General features: G+C 57.6%; 10 protein-coding genes. 1 reads left to right on the forward strand and 9 read right to left on the reverse strand.

Going from position 1 to position 13,400, the window contains the following annotated elements; translation table 11 throughout:
* Positions 1 to 269: 269 nt before the first annotated feature.
* The 9 genes from sucD to sdhC all read right to left on the reverse strand — a co-directional run bounded on the left by sucD (position 270) and on the right by sdhC (position 11,627).
* Positions 270 to 1,151 carry a succinate--CoA ligase subunit alpha gene (gene sucD / locus ACM6IN_RS26625; protein WP_007919877.1) on the reverse strand — a complete coding sequence of 294 codons (882 nt, stop codon included), beginning with the start codon at positions 1,149 to 1,151 and terminating at the stop codon, positions 270 to 272.
* Complete coding sequence (gene sucC / locus ACM6IN_RS26630; RefSeq protein WP_007919879.1) at positions 1,151 to 2,317, reverse strand: ADP-forming succinate--CoA ligase subunit beta; 1,167 nt, start codon at positions 2,315 to 2,317, stop codon at positions 1,151 to 1,153. Before sucC ends, sucD begins: the two co-directional genes overlap by 1 nt.
* A gap of 199 nt (positions 2,318 to 2,516) precedes the next feature.
* Complete coding sequence (gene lpdA, locus ACM6IN_RS26635) at positions 2,517 to 3,953, reverse strand: dihydrolipoyl dehydrogenase (protein WP_007919881.1); 1,437 nt, start codon at positions 3,951 to 3,953, stop codon at positions 2,517 to 2,519.
* A gap of 97 nt (positions 3,954 to 4,050) precedes the next feature.
* Entirely contained in the window at positions 4,051 to 5,271 is a 1,221-nt protein-coding gene (gene odhB, locus ACM6IN_RS26640; RefSeq protein WP_007919883.1) for a 2-oxoglutarate dehydrogenase complex dihydrolipoyllysine-residue succinyltransferase, read from the reverse strand.
* 44 nt (positions 5,272 to 5,315) lie between these two features.
* On the reverse strand, positions 5,316 to 8,147 hold the full coding sequence (locus ACM6IN_RS26645) for a 2-oxoglutarate dehydrogenase E1 component (protein ID WP_007919886.1): 2,832 nt from the start codon (positions 8,145 to 8,147) through the stop codon (positions 5,316 to 5,318).
* Positions 8,148 to 8,398: 251 nt separating this feature from the next.
* Positions 8,399 to 9,103, reverse strand: a complete 705-nt coding sequence (locus ACM6IN_RS26650) for a succinate dehydrogenase iron-sulfur subunit (RefSeq protein WP_007919888.1) — start codon at positions 9,101 to 9,103, stop codon at positions 8,399 to 8,401.
* Positions 9,104 to 9,114: 11 nt separating this feature from the next.
* Positions 9,115 to 10,887: a succinate dehydrogenase flavoprotein subunit gene (gene sdhA / locus ACM6IN_RS26655; RefSeq protein WP_007919889.1), complete on the reverse strand. Its 1,773-nt coding sequence runs from the start codon at positions 10,885 to 10,887 to the stop codon at positions 9,115 to 9,117.
* 3 nt (positions 10,888 to 10,890) lie between these two features.
* Positions 10,891 to 11,259: a succinate dehydrogenase, hydrophobic membrane anchor protein gene (gene sdhD, locus ACM6IN_RS26660; protein WP_007919900.1), complete on the reverse strand. Its 369-nt coding sequence runs from the start codon at positions 11,257 to 11,259 to the stop codon at positions 10,891 to 10,893.
* Positions 11,253 to 11,627, reverse strand: a complete 375-nt coding sequence (gene sdhC, locus ACM6IN_RS26665) for a succinate dehydrogenase, cytochrome b556 subunit (protein WP_038363944.1) — start codon at positions 11,625 to 11,627, stop codon at positions 11,253 to 11,255. The genes sdhD and sdhC overlap by 7 nt, the downstream gene beginning before the upstream one ends.
* Before the next feature lie 362 nt (positions 11,628 to 11,989).
* On the opposite strand from sdhC, the gene gltA reads away from it, so the two are divergent.
* Positions 11,990 to 13,279, forward strand: coding sequence for a citrate synthase (gene gltA, locus ACM6IN_RS26670; protein ID WP_007919904.1), 1,290 nt, complete (start codon positions 11,990 to 11,992; stop codon positions 13,277 to 13,279).
* Positions 13,280 to 13,400: the final 121 nt, after the last annotated feature.

The following is a 13,400-nucleotide window of genomic DNA, read 5'->3' on the forward strand; positions in this document are numbered from 1 at the left end:
GCTGCTAGCCTAACGAATTTGTCCCGCGAACGCACTGTTAGAGGGCGAACTATCCGATACGCGACGTTTCTGTGTCGCGTTTACGTATCTATTTTTCGTTGGTACGGCAAAGATCAAAAGATCGCAGCCTTCGGCAGCTCCTACAGGGGATCGCAATTCTCTGTAGGAGCTGCCGAAGGCTGCGATCTTTTGATCTTCCAAATTGCAGAAACAAAAAAGGCCACCCGAAGGTGGCCTTTGTCAGCAGAGTTGCAAGCTAAGCGCGAGGCTTACTTGACAGCCCAACCGGTCAGCTCGGCCAGGGCCTTACCGATGTCTGCCAGCGAACGCACGGTTTTCACGCCTGCGTCTTGCAGTGCAGCGAATTTCTCGTCTGCAGTGCCTTTGCCGCCAGAGATGATTGCGCCAGCATGGCCCATGCGCTTGCCCGGAGGAGCAGTCACACCAGCGATGTAGGAAACAACCGGCTTGGTCACGTGTGCCTTGATGTAGGCAGCCGCTTCTTCTTCAGCCGAACCGCCGATCTCACCGATCATGACGATCGCTTCGGTCTTCGGGTCTTCCTGGAACAGCTTCAGGATGTCGATGAAGTTCGAACCCGGGATCGGGTCACCACCGATGCCGACGCAAGTCGACTGACCGAAACCGGCGTCAGTAGTCTGCTTCACAGCTTCGTAGGTCAGGGTGCCGGAACGGGAAACGATACCGACCTTGCCTGGCAAGTGAATGTGACCTGGCATGATGCCGATCTTGCATTCGCCTGGAGTGATCACGCCTGGGCAGTTAGGGCCGATCAGGACTACGCCCAGCTCGTCGCACTTAACTTTAGCGTCCAGCATGTCCAGGGTAGGAATGCCTTCGGTGATGCAGACGATCAGCTTGATGCCGCCGAATGCCGCTTCCAGGATCGAATCTTTGCAGAAAGGAGCCGGAACGTAGATCACGCTGGCGGTAGCGCCAGTGGCCGCTACTGCGTCTTTAACGGTGTTGAACACTGGCAGACCCAGGTGCTCGGTGCCGCCTTTGCCAGGAGTAACGCCACCAACCATTTTGGTGCCGTATTCGATGGCTTGCTGGGTGTGGAAACTACCTTGCGAACCGGTAATACCCTGGCAGATAACTTTGGTGTCTTTATTGATCAGGACGCTCATTATTTGCCCTCCGCAGCTTTGACAACTTGTTGAGCAGCGTCGGTCAGGCTGGTAGCAGCGATGATGTTCAAACCGCTTTCTGCCAGTACTTTAGCGCCCAGCTCAGCGTTGTTGCCTTCAAGGCGAACAACAACCGGGATTTTCACGCCGACTTCTTTCACAGCGCCGATGATGCCTTCGGCAATCATGTCGCAGCGAACGATGCCGCCGAAGATGTTGACCAGTACTGCAGCGACGTTGGTGTCGGACAGGATGATCTTGAACGCTTCAGTTACGCGTTCTTTGGTAGCGCCACCACCTACGTCGAGGAAGTTGGCTGGCTTGCCGCCATGCAGGTTGACGATGTCCATGGTACCCATGGCCAGGCCAGCACCGTTGACCATGCAGCCGATGTTGCCTTCCAGTGCTACGTAGTTCAGTTCGAACTTGGCAGCGTGCGCTTCGCGCGGATCGTCTTGCGACGGATCGTGGAAAGTCTTCAGCTTAGGCTGACGGTACATTGCGTTGGCGTCGATGTTGATCTTGGCGTCCAGGCAGTGCAGATCGCCGTCAGCCTTGATCACCAGCGGGTTCACTTCCAGCAGAGCCAGGTCGTGATCCTTGAACAGCTTGGCCAGACCTACGAAGATCTTGGCGAACTGAGCAACCTGCTTGCCTTCCAGACCCAGCTGGAATGCCAGCTCGCGACCCTGGAATGGCTGAGCGCCAACCAGTGGATCGATAGTGGCCTTGAGAATTTTTTCTGGAGTGTCGTGAGCGATTTTCTCGATGTCCACGCCACCTTCGGTGGAAGCCATGAACACGATGCGACGGCTCGAACGGTCAACGACAGCGCCCAGGTACAGCTCTTTAGCGATATCAGTGCACGATTCAACCAGGATCTTGGTGACTGGCTGGCCATTGGCGTCAGTCTGGTAAGTCACCAGACGCTTGCCCAGCCACTGCTGTGCGAAGGCTTTGGCGTCTTCTTTGCTGCGAACCAGCTTGACGCCGCCCGCTTTACCGCGACCACCGGCGTGGACCTGGGCTTTGACAACCCACTCACTGCCGCCGATTTTGTCGCAAGCTTCTGCTGCTGCTTCCGGGGTGTCTACTGCGTAACCAGTGGAAACTGGCAGGCCGTATTCAGCGAACAGCTGCTTACCCTGATACTCGTGAAGATTCATGCTTTTTACCGTCTTCGTTAGGTACTGCGCATTCGGCGCTGCGCTCGTTTGAGTGCCGCGCCACCTGTGACTGCTGCTTGCGTAGCCTTTCCGGATAACCGGTGCAGCTACGCAAGACTGCGTCCAGCGGACATTCCGCGGTGAGACTTGCTCGCAAGGCTCACGACGGGCCGTTACCGCCGTGGTTTCTTATTGTCTGTTAACGCTTTTTGCGGTTGGCAATGTGGATGGCGCCGCCATTCACAGCCAGAGCAGCTTCGTGCAAGGCTTCAGACAGGGTCGGATGGGAGAAAACCATCATGCCCAGGTCTTCAGCGCTGGTGCCGAATTCCATACCGATCGCGCCCTGCTGAACCAGTTCTGCAGCGCTCGGGCCAATCACGTGCACGCCCAATACGCGGTCAGTCTTGGCATCAGCGATGACCTTGACGAAACCACCGGTATCGTTGGCGGCCATGGCACGGCCGGAAGCGGCGAACGGGAAGGTGCCGACGTTAACTTCAACGCCTTCAGCTTTCAAGGCCTGCTCGGTTTTACCAACCCACGCGATTTCCGGGTGAGTATAAATAACCGAAGGGATCAGGTCATAGTTCATCTGGGCTTTGTGGCCCTTGATGCGCTCGACAACCATGATGCCTTCTTCGGATGCCTTGTGCGCCAGCATCATGCCGCGAACCACGTCACCGATGGCGAAAACGCCCGGTACGGTGGTCGCGCAGTGATCGTCAACGTGCACGAAACCGCGCTCGTCGAGGGTCACGCCGCTGTCGGCAGCCAGCAGATCAGTGGTCACCGGACGGCGACCAACGGCTACGATCAACTTATCGAACGTGATGGTCTGCTCGCCGTTGGCATCGGTGTAGTTCACAACGACTTCGTCGCCATTCACTTTCGAGCCGGTTACGCGAGCGCCCAGTTTGATGTCCAGACCTTGTTTGGTCAGGGTTTTCAGCGCTTCCTTGGAAACAGCGGTGTCCGCTGCCATCAGGAAGGTGTCCAGAGCTTCGAGGACAACCACTTCCGAACCCAGACGCGACCACACCGAACCCAGTTCCAGACCGATCACGCCAGCGCCGATCACGCCCAGACGCTTAGGTACGGATTGGAATTCCAGAGCGCCAGTCGAATCGACGATGACTTTCTGATCAACCGGAGCCGGTGGAATGTCGATCGGACGCGAACCTGGAGCCAGGATGACGTTTTCAGCTTCGATGACTTCAACCGAGCCGTCTGGCTTGGTGACTTCGACCTTCTTGCCAGCCAGCAGTTTGCCGTGGCCCTGGATCGAAGTAACGCCGTTGGCCTTGAACAAGGTGGCAACGCCGCCGGTCAGGTTCTTGACGATGCCAGCCTTGCGGCCAACCATCGCAGCGACGTCCATTTTGACTTCGCCAGTCGAGATACCGTGAACGTTGAAGCTTTCTTTCGCTTCCTTGTATTTCCAGGAACTGTCGAGCAGCGCCTTGGAAGGAATGCAGCCCACGTTCAGGCAGGTGCCGCCCAGGGCTTGCTTGCCTTCTGCGTCGGTGTACTTCTCGATGCAGGCAGTGGTCAGACCCAGCTGCGCGGCCTTGATGGCAGCCACGTAGCCACCAGGGCCAGCACCGATCACTACTACGTCAAATTTCTGCGACATTCAAAAAATCCTCTTTAGCGAAAAGCTTCAAGCCGCGCGCCCCAAGCCAAGCTGCCCTTTCCTGCAGCTTGAAACTTGAAGCCCGCGACTGCTTCTATCAGATATCCAGCAACAGACGAGCCGGATCTTCCAGCAGGTTCTTGATGGTCACCAGGAAGGTCACAGCTTCTTTGCCATCGATCAGACGGTGATCGTAGGACAGTGCCAGGTACATCATCGGACGGATAACGACCTGACCGTTGATGGCCATAGGACGCTGGATGATGTTGTGCATGCCCAGAATCGCTGCCTGCGGCGGGTTGACGATCGGGGTCGACATCATCGAACCGAAGGTACCACCGTTGGTGATGGTGAAGGTACCACCGGTCATCTCGTCCATCGACAATTTGCCGTCACGGGCTTTCTTGCCGAAAGTGGCGATGCCGCCTTCGATTTCAGCCAGGCTCATCAGCTCGGCGTTACGCAGAACCGGAACAACCAGGCCACGGTCGCTGGAAACGGCAACGCCGATGTCCGCGTAGCCGTGGTAAACGATGTCGCCGCCGTCGATCGACGCGTTGACAGCCGGGAAGCGTTTCAGCGCTTCGGTAGCAGCCTTGACGAAGAACGACATGAAGCCCAGGCGTACGCCGTTGTGGGACTTCTCGAACAGATCCTTGTACTTCGAACGCAGGGCCATGACTTCAGTCATGTCGACTTCGTTGAAAGTGGTCAGCATCGCCATGTTCGACTGTGCTTCAACCAGACGCTTGGCCACGGTGGCACGAACACGGGTCATCGGTACGCGCTTCTCGATGCGGTCGCCAGCGGCGAACACAGGAGCGGCAGCCGAAGGAGCAGCAGCCTTGGCAGGCGCGGCAGCCGGAGCGGCTTTCTTGGCAGCAACAGCAGCCACCACGTCTTCCTTGGTCACACGACCACCTTTGCCGGTGCCGGCAACGGAAGCGATGTTGATGCCGTTTTCTTCAGCCAGCTTGCGCGCAGCAGGAGCAGCAACAGGATCGTCTTCGCCTTCGCCAGCAGCTGGAGCGGCGGCAGCAGCAGCCGGAGCAGCAGCGGCGGCTGGAGCAGCGGCAGCGCTGCCCTCTTCGATCGAGCCCAGTACCTGGTTGGAAAGAACGGTATCGCCTTCGTTGGCAACGATTGCGCCCAGCACGCCGTCAGCTTCAGCCAGGACTTCGAGTACGACTTTGTCGGTTTCGATGTCGACGATCAGGTCGTCACGCTTGACGGCCTCACCTGGTTTCTTGTGCCAAGTGGCAACGGTGCCATCGGCAACCGATTCCGGGAATGACGGGGCTTTGATTTCGATAGCCATTATCTGTGGGTCCTTAAAATTCGGTTTCAGTCAGCGCGAAGGCGTTAAACAGTGAAAGCATCTTGCAGCAGTTTTTCCTGCTGCTCGGCGTGCATCGATGCGTAACCACAAGCAGGTGCAGCAGAAGCCTCACGGCCCGCGTACTCAAGTACGAGAGACTTGTCGAGGTTACCGATGCTACGGCGCAAGTGATGCTGGCTGCAGTACCAGGCTCCCTGGTTCATCGGCTCTTCCTGACACCAAACGGCATTTTTGACGTTGGTGTACGGAGCCAGGACTTCTTTCAAGTCGTCCTCAGGGAATGGATACAGCTGCTCGATCCGCACGATGGCGATATCTTCACGGCCTTCGGCACGGCGTTTTTCCAGCAGGTCGTAGTAGACCTTGCCGCTACACAGAACAACACGCTCGACCTTTTTCGGGTCCAGAGTATCGATTTCCGGGATCACGGTCTGGAACGAACCTTCGGCCAGATCTTCCAGGGTCGAGATGGCCAGTTTGTGGCGCAGCAGCGACTTCGGCGTCAGCACGATCAACGGCTTGCGCAGCGGGCGAATCACCTGACGACGCAGCAAGTGGTAGATCTGCGCTGGCGTGGTCGGTACGGCGACCTGAATATTGTGCTCGGCGCACAGTTGCAGGTAACGCTCAAGACGTGCCGAGCTGTGCTCAGGGCCCTGACCTTCGTAACCGTGTGGCAGCAACATGGTCAGACCGCAGAGACGGCCCCACTTGTGCTCGCCGCTGGTGATGAACTGGTCGATAACAACCTGTGCACCGTTGGCGAAGTCGCCGAACTGGGCTTCCCAGATCACCAGCGCATCCGGCGTGGTGGTCGAGTAACCGTATTCGAAGGCCAGTACCGCTTCTTCCGACAGGAACGAGTCGTACAGGTCAAAGCGTGGCTGACCGTCGTACAGGTGCTGCAGCGGAATGTAGGTGCCCGCGTCTTTCTGGTTGTGCAGAACAGCGTGACGGTGCGAGAACGTACCGCGGCCGATGTCCTGACCGGTCATGCGGATCGGGTGACCTTCGAACGCCAGGGTCGCGTACGCCATGGTTTCGGCGTAACCCCAGTTGATCGGCAGGCCGCCGGCTTGCATCTTCTGACGGTCTTCGTAGATCTTCGAGACCTGACGCTGAACCACGAAGCCTTCCGGAATTTCCAGCAGCTTGGCGGACAGTTCTTGCAGGGTCTTCAGATCAAAACGCGTGTCGTGACGCGCAGTCCAGGCGTGGCCCAGATACGGACGCCAGTCCACGAACAGTTCTTTGTTCGGCTCTTTGACCAGCGATTTCACTACATGCAGACCGTTGTCCAGCGCGTTGCGGTATTCGTCGACTTTCGCCTGAACACGCTCTGCGTCCAGTACACCGCCCTGGGTCAGACGATCAGCGTACAGCTCACGGGTGGTGCGCTGCTTGGTGATCTGCTGATACATCAGAGGCTGAGTACCGCTTGGCTCGTCGGCCTCGTTGTGGCCGCGACGACGGTAGCAGACCAGGTCGATCACCACGTCACGCTTGAACTGCATGCGGTAGTCGATGGCCAGTTGGGTCACGAACAACACGGCTTCCGGATCATCACCATTCACATGGAGGATTGGCGCCTGGATCATCTTGGCAACGTCGGTGGCGTACTCGGTGGAACGCGAGTCCAGCGGGTTGCTGATGGTGAAACCGACCTGGTTGTTGATCACGATGTGCACGGTACCGCCGGTCTTGAAACCGCGGGTCTGCGACATCTGGAAGGTTTCCATGACCACGCCCTGACCTGCGAATGCAGCGTCACCGTGGATGGAGATCGGCAGAACCTTCTCACCGGTCGGGTCGTTACGACGATCCTGACGGGCGCGAACCGAACCTTCTACCACCGGGGAAACGATTTCCAGGTGGGACGGGTTGAACGCCATGGCCAGGTGGACTTCACCGCCGGCGGTCATCACGTTGGACGAGAAGCCCTGGTGGTATTTAACGTCACCGGAACCCAGCTCGACCTTCTTCTTGCCTTCGAACTCGTCGAACAGCTCGCGCGGGTTCTTGCCGAAGGTGTTGACCAGCACGTTCAGACGGCCACGGTGGGCCATGCCGATGACGACTTCCTTGGTGCCGTAGGAACCGGAACGCTGGATCAGTTCGTCGAGCATCGGAATCAGGCTTTCGCCGCCTTCCAGACCGAAACGCTTGGTGCCCGGGTATTTGGTGCCCAGGTATTTTTCCAGGCCTTCACCGGCAGTCACGCGCTCAAGCAGGTGGCTCTTGATGTCGGCGGAGTACGTCGGACGACCACGCACGCTTTCCAGACGCTGCTGGAACCACTGGCGCTGCTCGGAATCGGTGATGTGCGTAAATTCAGCGCCGATGGTGCGGCAATATGTCTGCTGCAACGCTTCGTGAATTTCGCGTAGGCTCGCTTCCTCTTTGCCGATGAACAGGTCGCCGGCACGGAAGGTCGTATCAAGATCGGCATTGGTCAAGCCGTAATGATTGATCGACAGGTCTGCAGGTGCAGGACGCTGCCACAGTCCCAGCGGGTCAAGCTGGGCTGCCTGGTGGCCACGCATACGGTAGGCCTGGATCAATCGCAGCACTTCAACCTGCTTCTTCTCGTGCTCACTGCTCACGCTGCCGGCGGAAACCGGTTGGGCGCGGCGCTGGTTCTTTGCCAGCAGCACGAAATGATCGCGAATTGTGGAGTGCGAAACATCAGTGGCAGAGTTGCCGTCGGCAGGCAACTTCTGAAAGTAGGTGCGCCACTCTTCTGGCACAGCGTTAGGGTCGTGCAGGTAGAGCTCATAAAGCTCTTCCACATAGGCAGCGTTTCCACCTGAAAGGTAGGCGCTGTTCCACATGCGCTGCATCACGCTTTCTTGCATGCTTGGTCACCCTCGGTTAGGGGAACACCATCGATGTCGACACCGAGCAAACTTGCAGAAGTCCGAATGCAGCGACTAAAACAAGCCACTTAGGATCACACTGATAGTCCGGGTACCAGCCCGGATGCCCCTGCTTGTCTCATTTCTTCAAAATAAGAGCGGCAGCTTGTGGCTACTGCTCTGGTTATAGCCATGACGCGGGTTGAAGCCCGCGCCACAGCCTCTACGGTGCAGCGGTTACAGCAGCTGAATCACACGCCGCTCGAAAGCAGCATGTTACGGATGTGACCGATGGCCTTAGTCGGGTTCAGGCCTTTCGGACATACGTTGACGCAGTTCATGATGCCCCGGCAGCGGAAGACGCTGAACGGGTCATCGAGCGAAGCCAGACGCTCGTTGGTCTTGGTGTCACGGCTGTCTGCCAGGAAGCGATAAGCTTGCAGCAGCGCAGCTGGACCCAGGAACTTGTCCGGGTTCCACCAGAAGGACGGGCACGAAGTCGAGCAGCAAGCGCACAGGATGCACTCGTACAGACCGTCGAGCTTTTCGCGCTCTTCTGGCGACTGCAGACGCTCGATGGCCGGAGCCGGCGTGTCGTTCTGCAGGTAAGGCTTCACCTTCTCGTATTGCTTGTAGAAGATGCTCATATCGACGACCAGGTCACGGATAACCGGCAAACCTGGCAGCGGACGAACAATCAACTTGTTACCTTTTACAACGGCGGACAGCGGCGTGATGCACGCCAGACCGTTCTTGCCGTTGATGTTCATGCCGTCGGAGCCGCAGACGCCTTCACGGCAAGAGCGACGATAGGAGAAACCCTCGTCCTGCTCTTTGATCAGGGCCAGCACGTCCAGCACCATCAGGTCTTTACCACCGGTATCGACCTGGAATTCCTGCATGAACGGCGCAGCGTCCTGATCAGGGTTGTAGCGATAAACACTGACTTTCAACATGGCGGTCACCCTTAATAAGTCCGGACTTTAGGTTCAAAAGTCGGAACAGTCTTCGGCGAGAAGTTCACGGCACGCTTGGTGACGCGCTTGTCACCCGGGAAGTACAGGGTGTGGCACAGCCAGTTTTCGTCGTCACGATCTTCGAAGTCCTCACGGGCGTGAGCACCGCGCGACTCTTTACGGACTTCGGCAGCGATGGCGGTAGCTTCAGCCACTTCCAGCAGGTTTTGCAGTTCCAGCGCTTCGATACGGGCAGTGTTGAACGCCTGCGACTTATCGTTGATCTTCACGTTGGCGATGCGGGTACGCAGGTCAGCGAGCTGAGCGATACCTTTCTGCATGTATTCGCCGGTACGGAATACGCCGAAGTAGTTCTGCATGCAGCTTTGCAGTTCGCGACGCAGGGTTGCCACATCTTCGCCATCAGTACGGCTGTTCAGCGCGTTCAGACGCGACAGGGCAGCTTCGATGTCGGCTTCGGTAGCGTCGTCGTATTCGATGCCATCAGTCAGTGCTTTTTCCAGATGCAGGCCGGCAGCGCGGCCGAATACCACCAGGTCGAGCAGCGAGTTGCCGCCCAGACGGTTGGCACCGTGCACCGATACGCAAGCCACTTCACCTACTGCGAACAGACCAGGGATGATCTGATCCACGCCTTCGGCGTTCTGGGTGATCGCCTGGCCGTGGATGTTGGTGGCAACGCCGCCCATCATATAGTGGCAAGTCGGAACAACCGGAACCGGCGCAACAACAGGGTCAACGTGAGCGAACGTCTTCGACAGTTCGCAGATGCCTGGCAGACGGCTGTGCAGCACTTCCTCGCCCAAGTGGTCGAGTTTGAGCATTACGTGGTCGCCATTCGGACCGCAACCGTTGCCGGCGATGATTTCTTTAACCATCGAACGAGCAACCACGTCACGACCGGCAAGGTCTTTGGCGTTCGGAGCATAACGCTCCATGAAACGCTCGCCGTGCTTGTTGATCAGGTAACCACCTTCACCACGGCAACCTTCTGTAACCAGTACACCGGCGCCGGCGATGCCGGTCGGGTGGAACTGCCACATTTCAATGTCTTGTACCGGCACGCCAGCACGCAGAGCCATGCCGACGCCGTCACCGGTGTTGATCAGGGCGTTGGTGGTGGAAGCGTAGATACGACCTGCACCGCCGGTAGCCAGTACGGTGGCCTTGGCGCGGATGTAGGTGGTTTCGCCGGTTTCGATGCAGATCGCGATCACACCGACGAATTCGCCTTCCTGGTTTTTCACCAGATCAACAGCGTAGTACTCGTTCAGGAACGTAGTACCGGCTTTCAGGTTGCCCTGATAAAGGGTGTGCAGCAGTGCGTGACCGGTACGGTCGGACGCCGCGCAAGTACGTGCAGCCTGACCGCCCTTGCCGTAGTCCTTGGACTGACCACCGAACGGACGCTGGTAGATACGGCCTTGCTCGGTACGCGAGAACGGCAGACCCATGTGGTCCAGCTCGAAAACCGCGGCCGGGCCTTCCTGACACATGTACTCGATAGCGTCCTGATCACCGATGTAGTCGGAGCCCTTGACGGTATCGTACATGTGCCAGCGCCAGTCATCGTTCGGGTCAGCGGACGCGATTGCGCACGTGATGCCGCCCTGGGCGGACACAGTGTGCGAACGGGTCGGGAAAACCTTGGTGATCACGGCAGTCTTGTGACCGCCCTGCGCCAGTTGCAGCGCAGCGCGCATGCCGGCGCCGCCACCACCAATAATGATGGCGTCGAAAGAAATCGTTGGAATGTTAGCCATGAATCAGATACCCCAGAGAATCTGCACACCCCAGACGAAGTAAGCGAACATCGCGATGCCGCAAACTGCCTGGAAAAGGAAACGTACTGCAGTCGCGGACTTGCCCAGCGCCATTGGCGTCAGGTAGTCGGTCGCGATGGTCCACATGCCGACCCAGGCGTGAGCGCCAAGGGCAACGAGGGCCAGCAGACTGAAGATACGCATCCCGTTGTGAGCGAACAGGCCGTGCCACTGGTCGTAGCCAATGCCCGGATTCGCTGCAAGGTATCCGATCAGGAAGATGAAATAAGCCGCGAGAACAACCGCAGACACACGTTGCGCCATCCAGTCATAGAGGCCCGAACGCGAAAGGTTCGTAACGCTGGTTACCATATCCAAACTCCTGCCAGAACGATCAGCACCACGGAAATGGCGATGATGATTTTCGAGCCCAGGCGGCCGCCTTCCAGCGTCTCACCGATGCCCATGTCCATGATCAAGTGGCGCACACCGGCTACCAGGTGATACAGCAGAGCGGACAGGAGGCCCCATGCTACGAACTTGGCCAGCGGGCTGGTCAAGCATGCCTTCACTTCGGCAAAACCTTCCTCGGAACCCAGAGACTTGCCCAATGCATAAAGCATGAAGCCGATACCCAGGAAGAGGATGATGCCGGAAACACGGTGAAGAAACGACGTAACGCCGGTGATGGGGAGTTTGATGGTCCTTAGGTCTAGGTTTACAGGTCGTTGGCTTTTCACGGCTTTTTTTTCACACTGAAGAGCCCCTAACAATCAGGGCAAAGTTGTTGGGGAGTGCACTGGTCAGGTAACCACCACCCAGGGATGCGACCCCCAACAAAGCTGGCCCAAAAGCCCTTGGCGGTCGGTGGCCGAGTATAGACAGTTAGGTTACTAATGACAACGCAATCACCTACCCCAAATAGCTGATTGCACAAGTCGTATAAAAGGCGTAAATGGCAGTCAATTTCGAGGAAAAAGTGCGCTTAAAGCCTTCTGGAGCAAGACTTTAGGCAAATTGACATTCGAATTTATCTCACTATAGTGGTGCGGGCCCTGCGTGGGGGGTCTGTCTGATGGTTCAAGCATAAATAGGAGGCCACATGGCTGACAAAAAAGCGCAGTTGATCATCGAGGGCGCAGCCCCCGTCGAGCTGCCCATTTTAACCGGCACCGTTGGTCCCGATGTAATTGATGTTCGGGGCCTGACGGCCACGGGCCGCTTCACTTTCGACCCTGGTTTCATGTCGACCGCCTCGTGCGAATCGAAGATCACCTATATCGACGGCGACAACGGCATTCTGTTGCACCGCGGCTACCCGATCGAACAACTGGCTGAAAAATCGGACTACCTGGAAACCTGCTACCTGCTGCTCAACGGCGAACTGCCGACCGCAGAACAGAAGGCCCAGTTCGTCAGCACCGTGAAAAACCACACCATGGTTCACGAGCAGCTGAAAACCTTCTTCAACGGCTTCCGTCGCGACGCCCACCCGATGGCCGTCATGTGCGGTGTAGTCGGCGCCCTCTCGGCCTTCTACCACGACTCCCTGGACATCAATAACCCGCAGCATCGCGAAATCTCCGCGATCCGTCTGGTTGCCAAGATGCCGACCCTGGCAGCGATGGTTTACAAGTACTCCATGGGCCAACCCATGATGTACCCGCGCAACGATCTGACGTACGCGGAAAACTTCCTGCACATGATGTTCAACACCCCGTGCGAGATCAAACCGATCAGCCCGGTGCTCGCCAAGGCCATGGACCGGATCTTCATCCTCCACGCCGACCACGAGCAGAACGCTTCGACCTCTACCGTGCGCCTGGCCGGCTCTTCGGGTGCCAACCCGTTCGCCTGTATCGCCGCCGGTATCGCTGCACTGTGGGGCCCTGCCCACGGCGGTGCAAACGAAGCCGTGTTGACCATGCTTGACGAGATTGGCGATGTTTCGAACATCGACAAGTTCATCGCCAAGGCCAAGGACAAGAACGATCCGTTCAAACTGATGGGCTTCGGTCACCGCGTTTACAAGAACCGCGACCCTCGCGCGACTGTAATGAAGCAGACCTGCGACGAAGTGCTGAAGGAACTGGGCATCAACAACGATCCGCAACTCGAACTGGCCATGCGCCTGGAAGAGATCGCGCTGACCGACCCGTACTTCATCGAGCGCTCGCTGTACCCGAACGTCGACTTCTACTCGGGGATCATCCTCAAGGCGATCGGCATTCCGACCAGCATGTTCACGGTGATTTTCGCGCTGGCACGTACTGTTGGCTGGATCTCCCACTGGAAAGAGATGCTCTCCAGCCCGTACAAGATTGGCCGTCCGCGCCAGTTGTACACTGGTTACGAGTCGCGTGACATTTCCAAGCTGGAAGACCGCAAATAAGACTTGTCTTGCGATGAAGTCTTAGCTTTACCGGGAACGGCCTCTATTTATATAGGGGCCGTTTTTGTTTGTCTGGGATTTGGGGTTTGGGATTGGGGGCATATCCGTTGCTGCGGGTGGA

It is taken from the genome of Pseudomonas sp. IT-P395, assembly GCF_949767675.1.
GTDB lineage: Bacteria > Pseudomonadota > Gammaproteobacteria > Pseudomonadales > Pseudomonadaceae > Aquipseudomonas.

Excerpts from the sequence above, each read along its gene's own strand:
- ACM6IN_RS26645 (WP_007919886.1), bottom strand. The coding sequence starts at position 8,147 with ATGCAAGAAAGCGTGATGCAGCGCATGTGGAACAGCGCCTACCTTTCA.
- sucD (WP_007919877.1), bottom strand. The coding sequence starts at position 1,151 with ATGAGCGTCCTGATCAATAAAGACACCAAAGTTATCTGCCAGGGTATT.
- sdhA (WP_007919889.1), bottom strand. The coding sequence starts at position 10,887 with ATGGCTAACATTCCAACGATTTCTTTCGACGCCATCATTATTGGTGGT.
- gltA (WP_007919904.1), top strand. The coding sequence starts at position 11,990 with ATGGCTGACAAAAAAGCGCAGTTGATCATCGAGGGCGCAGCCCCCGTC.
- odhB (WP_007919883.1), bottom strand. The coding sequence starts at position 5,271 with ATGGCTATCGAAATCAAAGCCCCGTCATTCCCGGAATCGGTTGCCGAT.
- lpdA (WP_007919881.1), bottom strand. The coding sequence starts at position 3,953 with ATGTCGCAGAAATTTGACGTAGTAGTGATCGGTGCTGGCCCTGGTGGC.
- sucC (WP_007919879.1), bottom strand. The coding sequence starts at position 2,317 with ATGAATCTTCACGAGTATCAGGGTAAGCAGCTGTTCGCTGAATACGGC.
- ACM6IN_RS26650 (WP_007919888.1), bottom strand. The coding sequence starts at position 9,103 with ATGTTGAAAGTCAGTGTTTATCGCTACAACCCTGATCAGGACGCTGCG.
- sdhD (WP_007919900.1), bottom strand. The coding sequence starts at position 11,259 with ATGGTAACCAGCGTTACGAACCTTTCGCGTTCGGGCCTCTATGACTGG.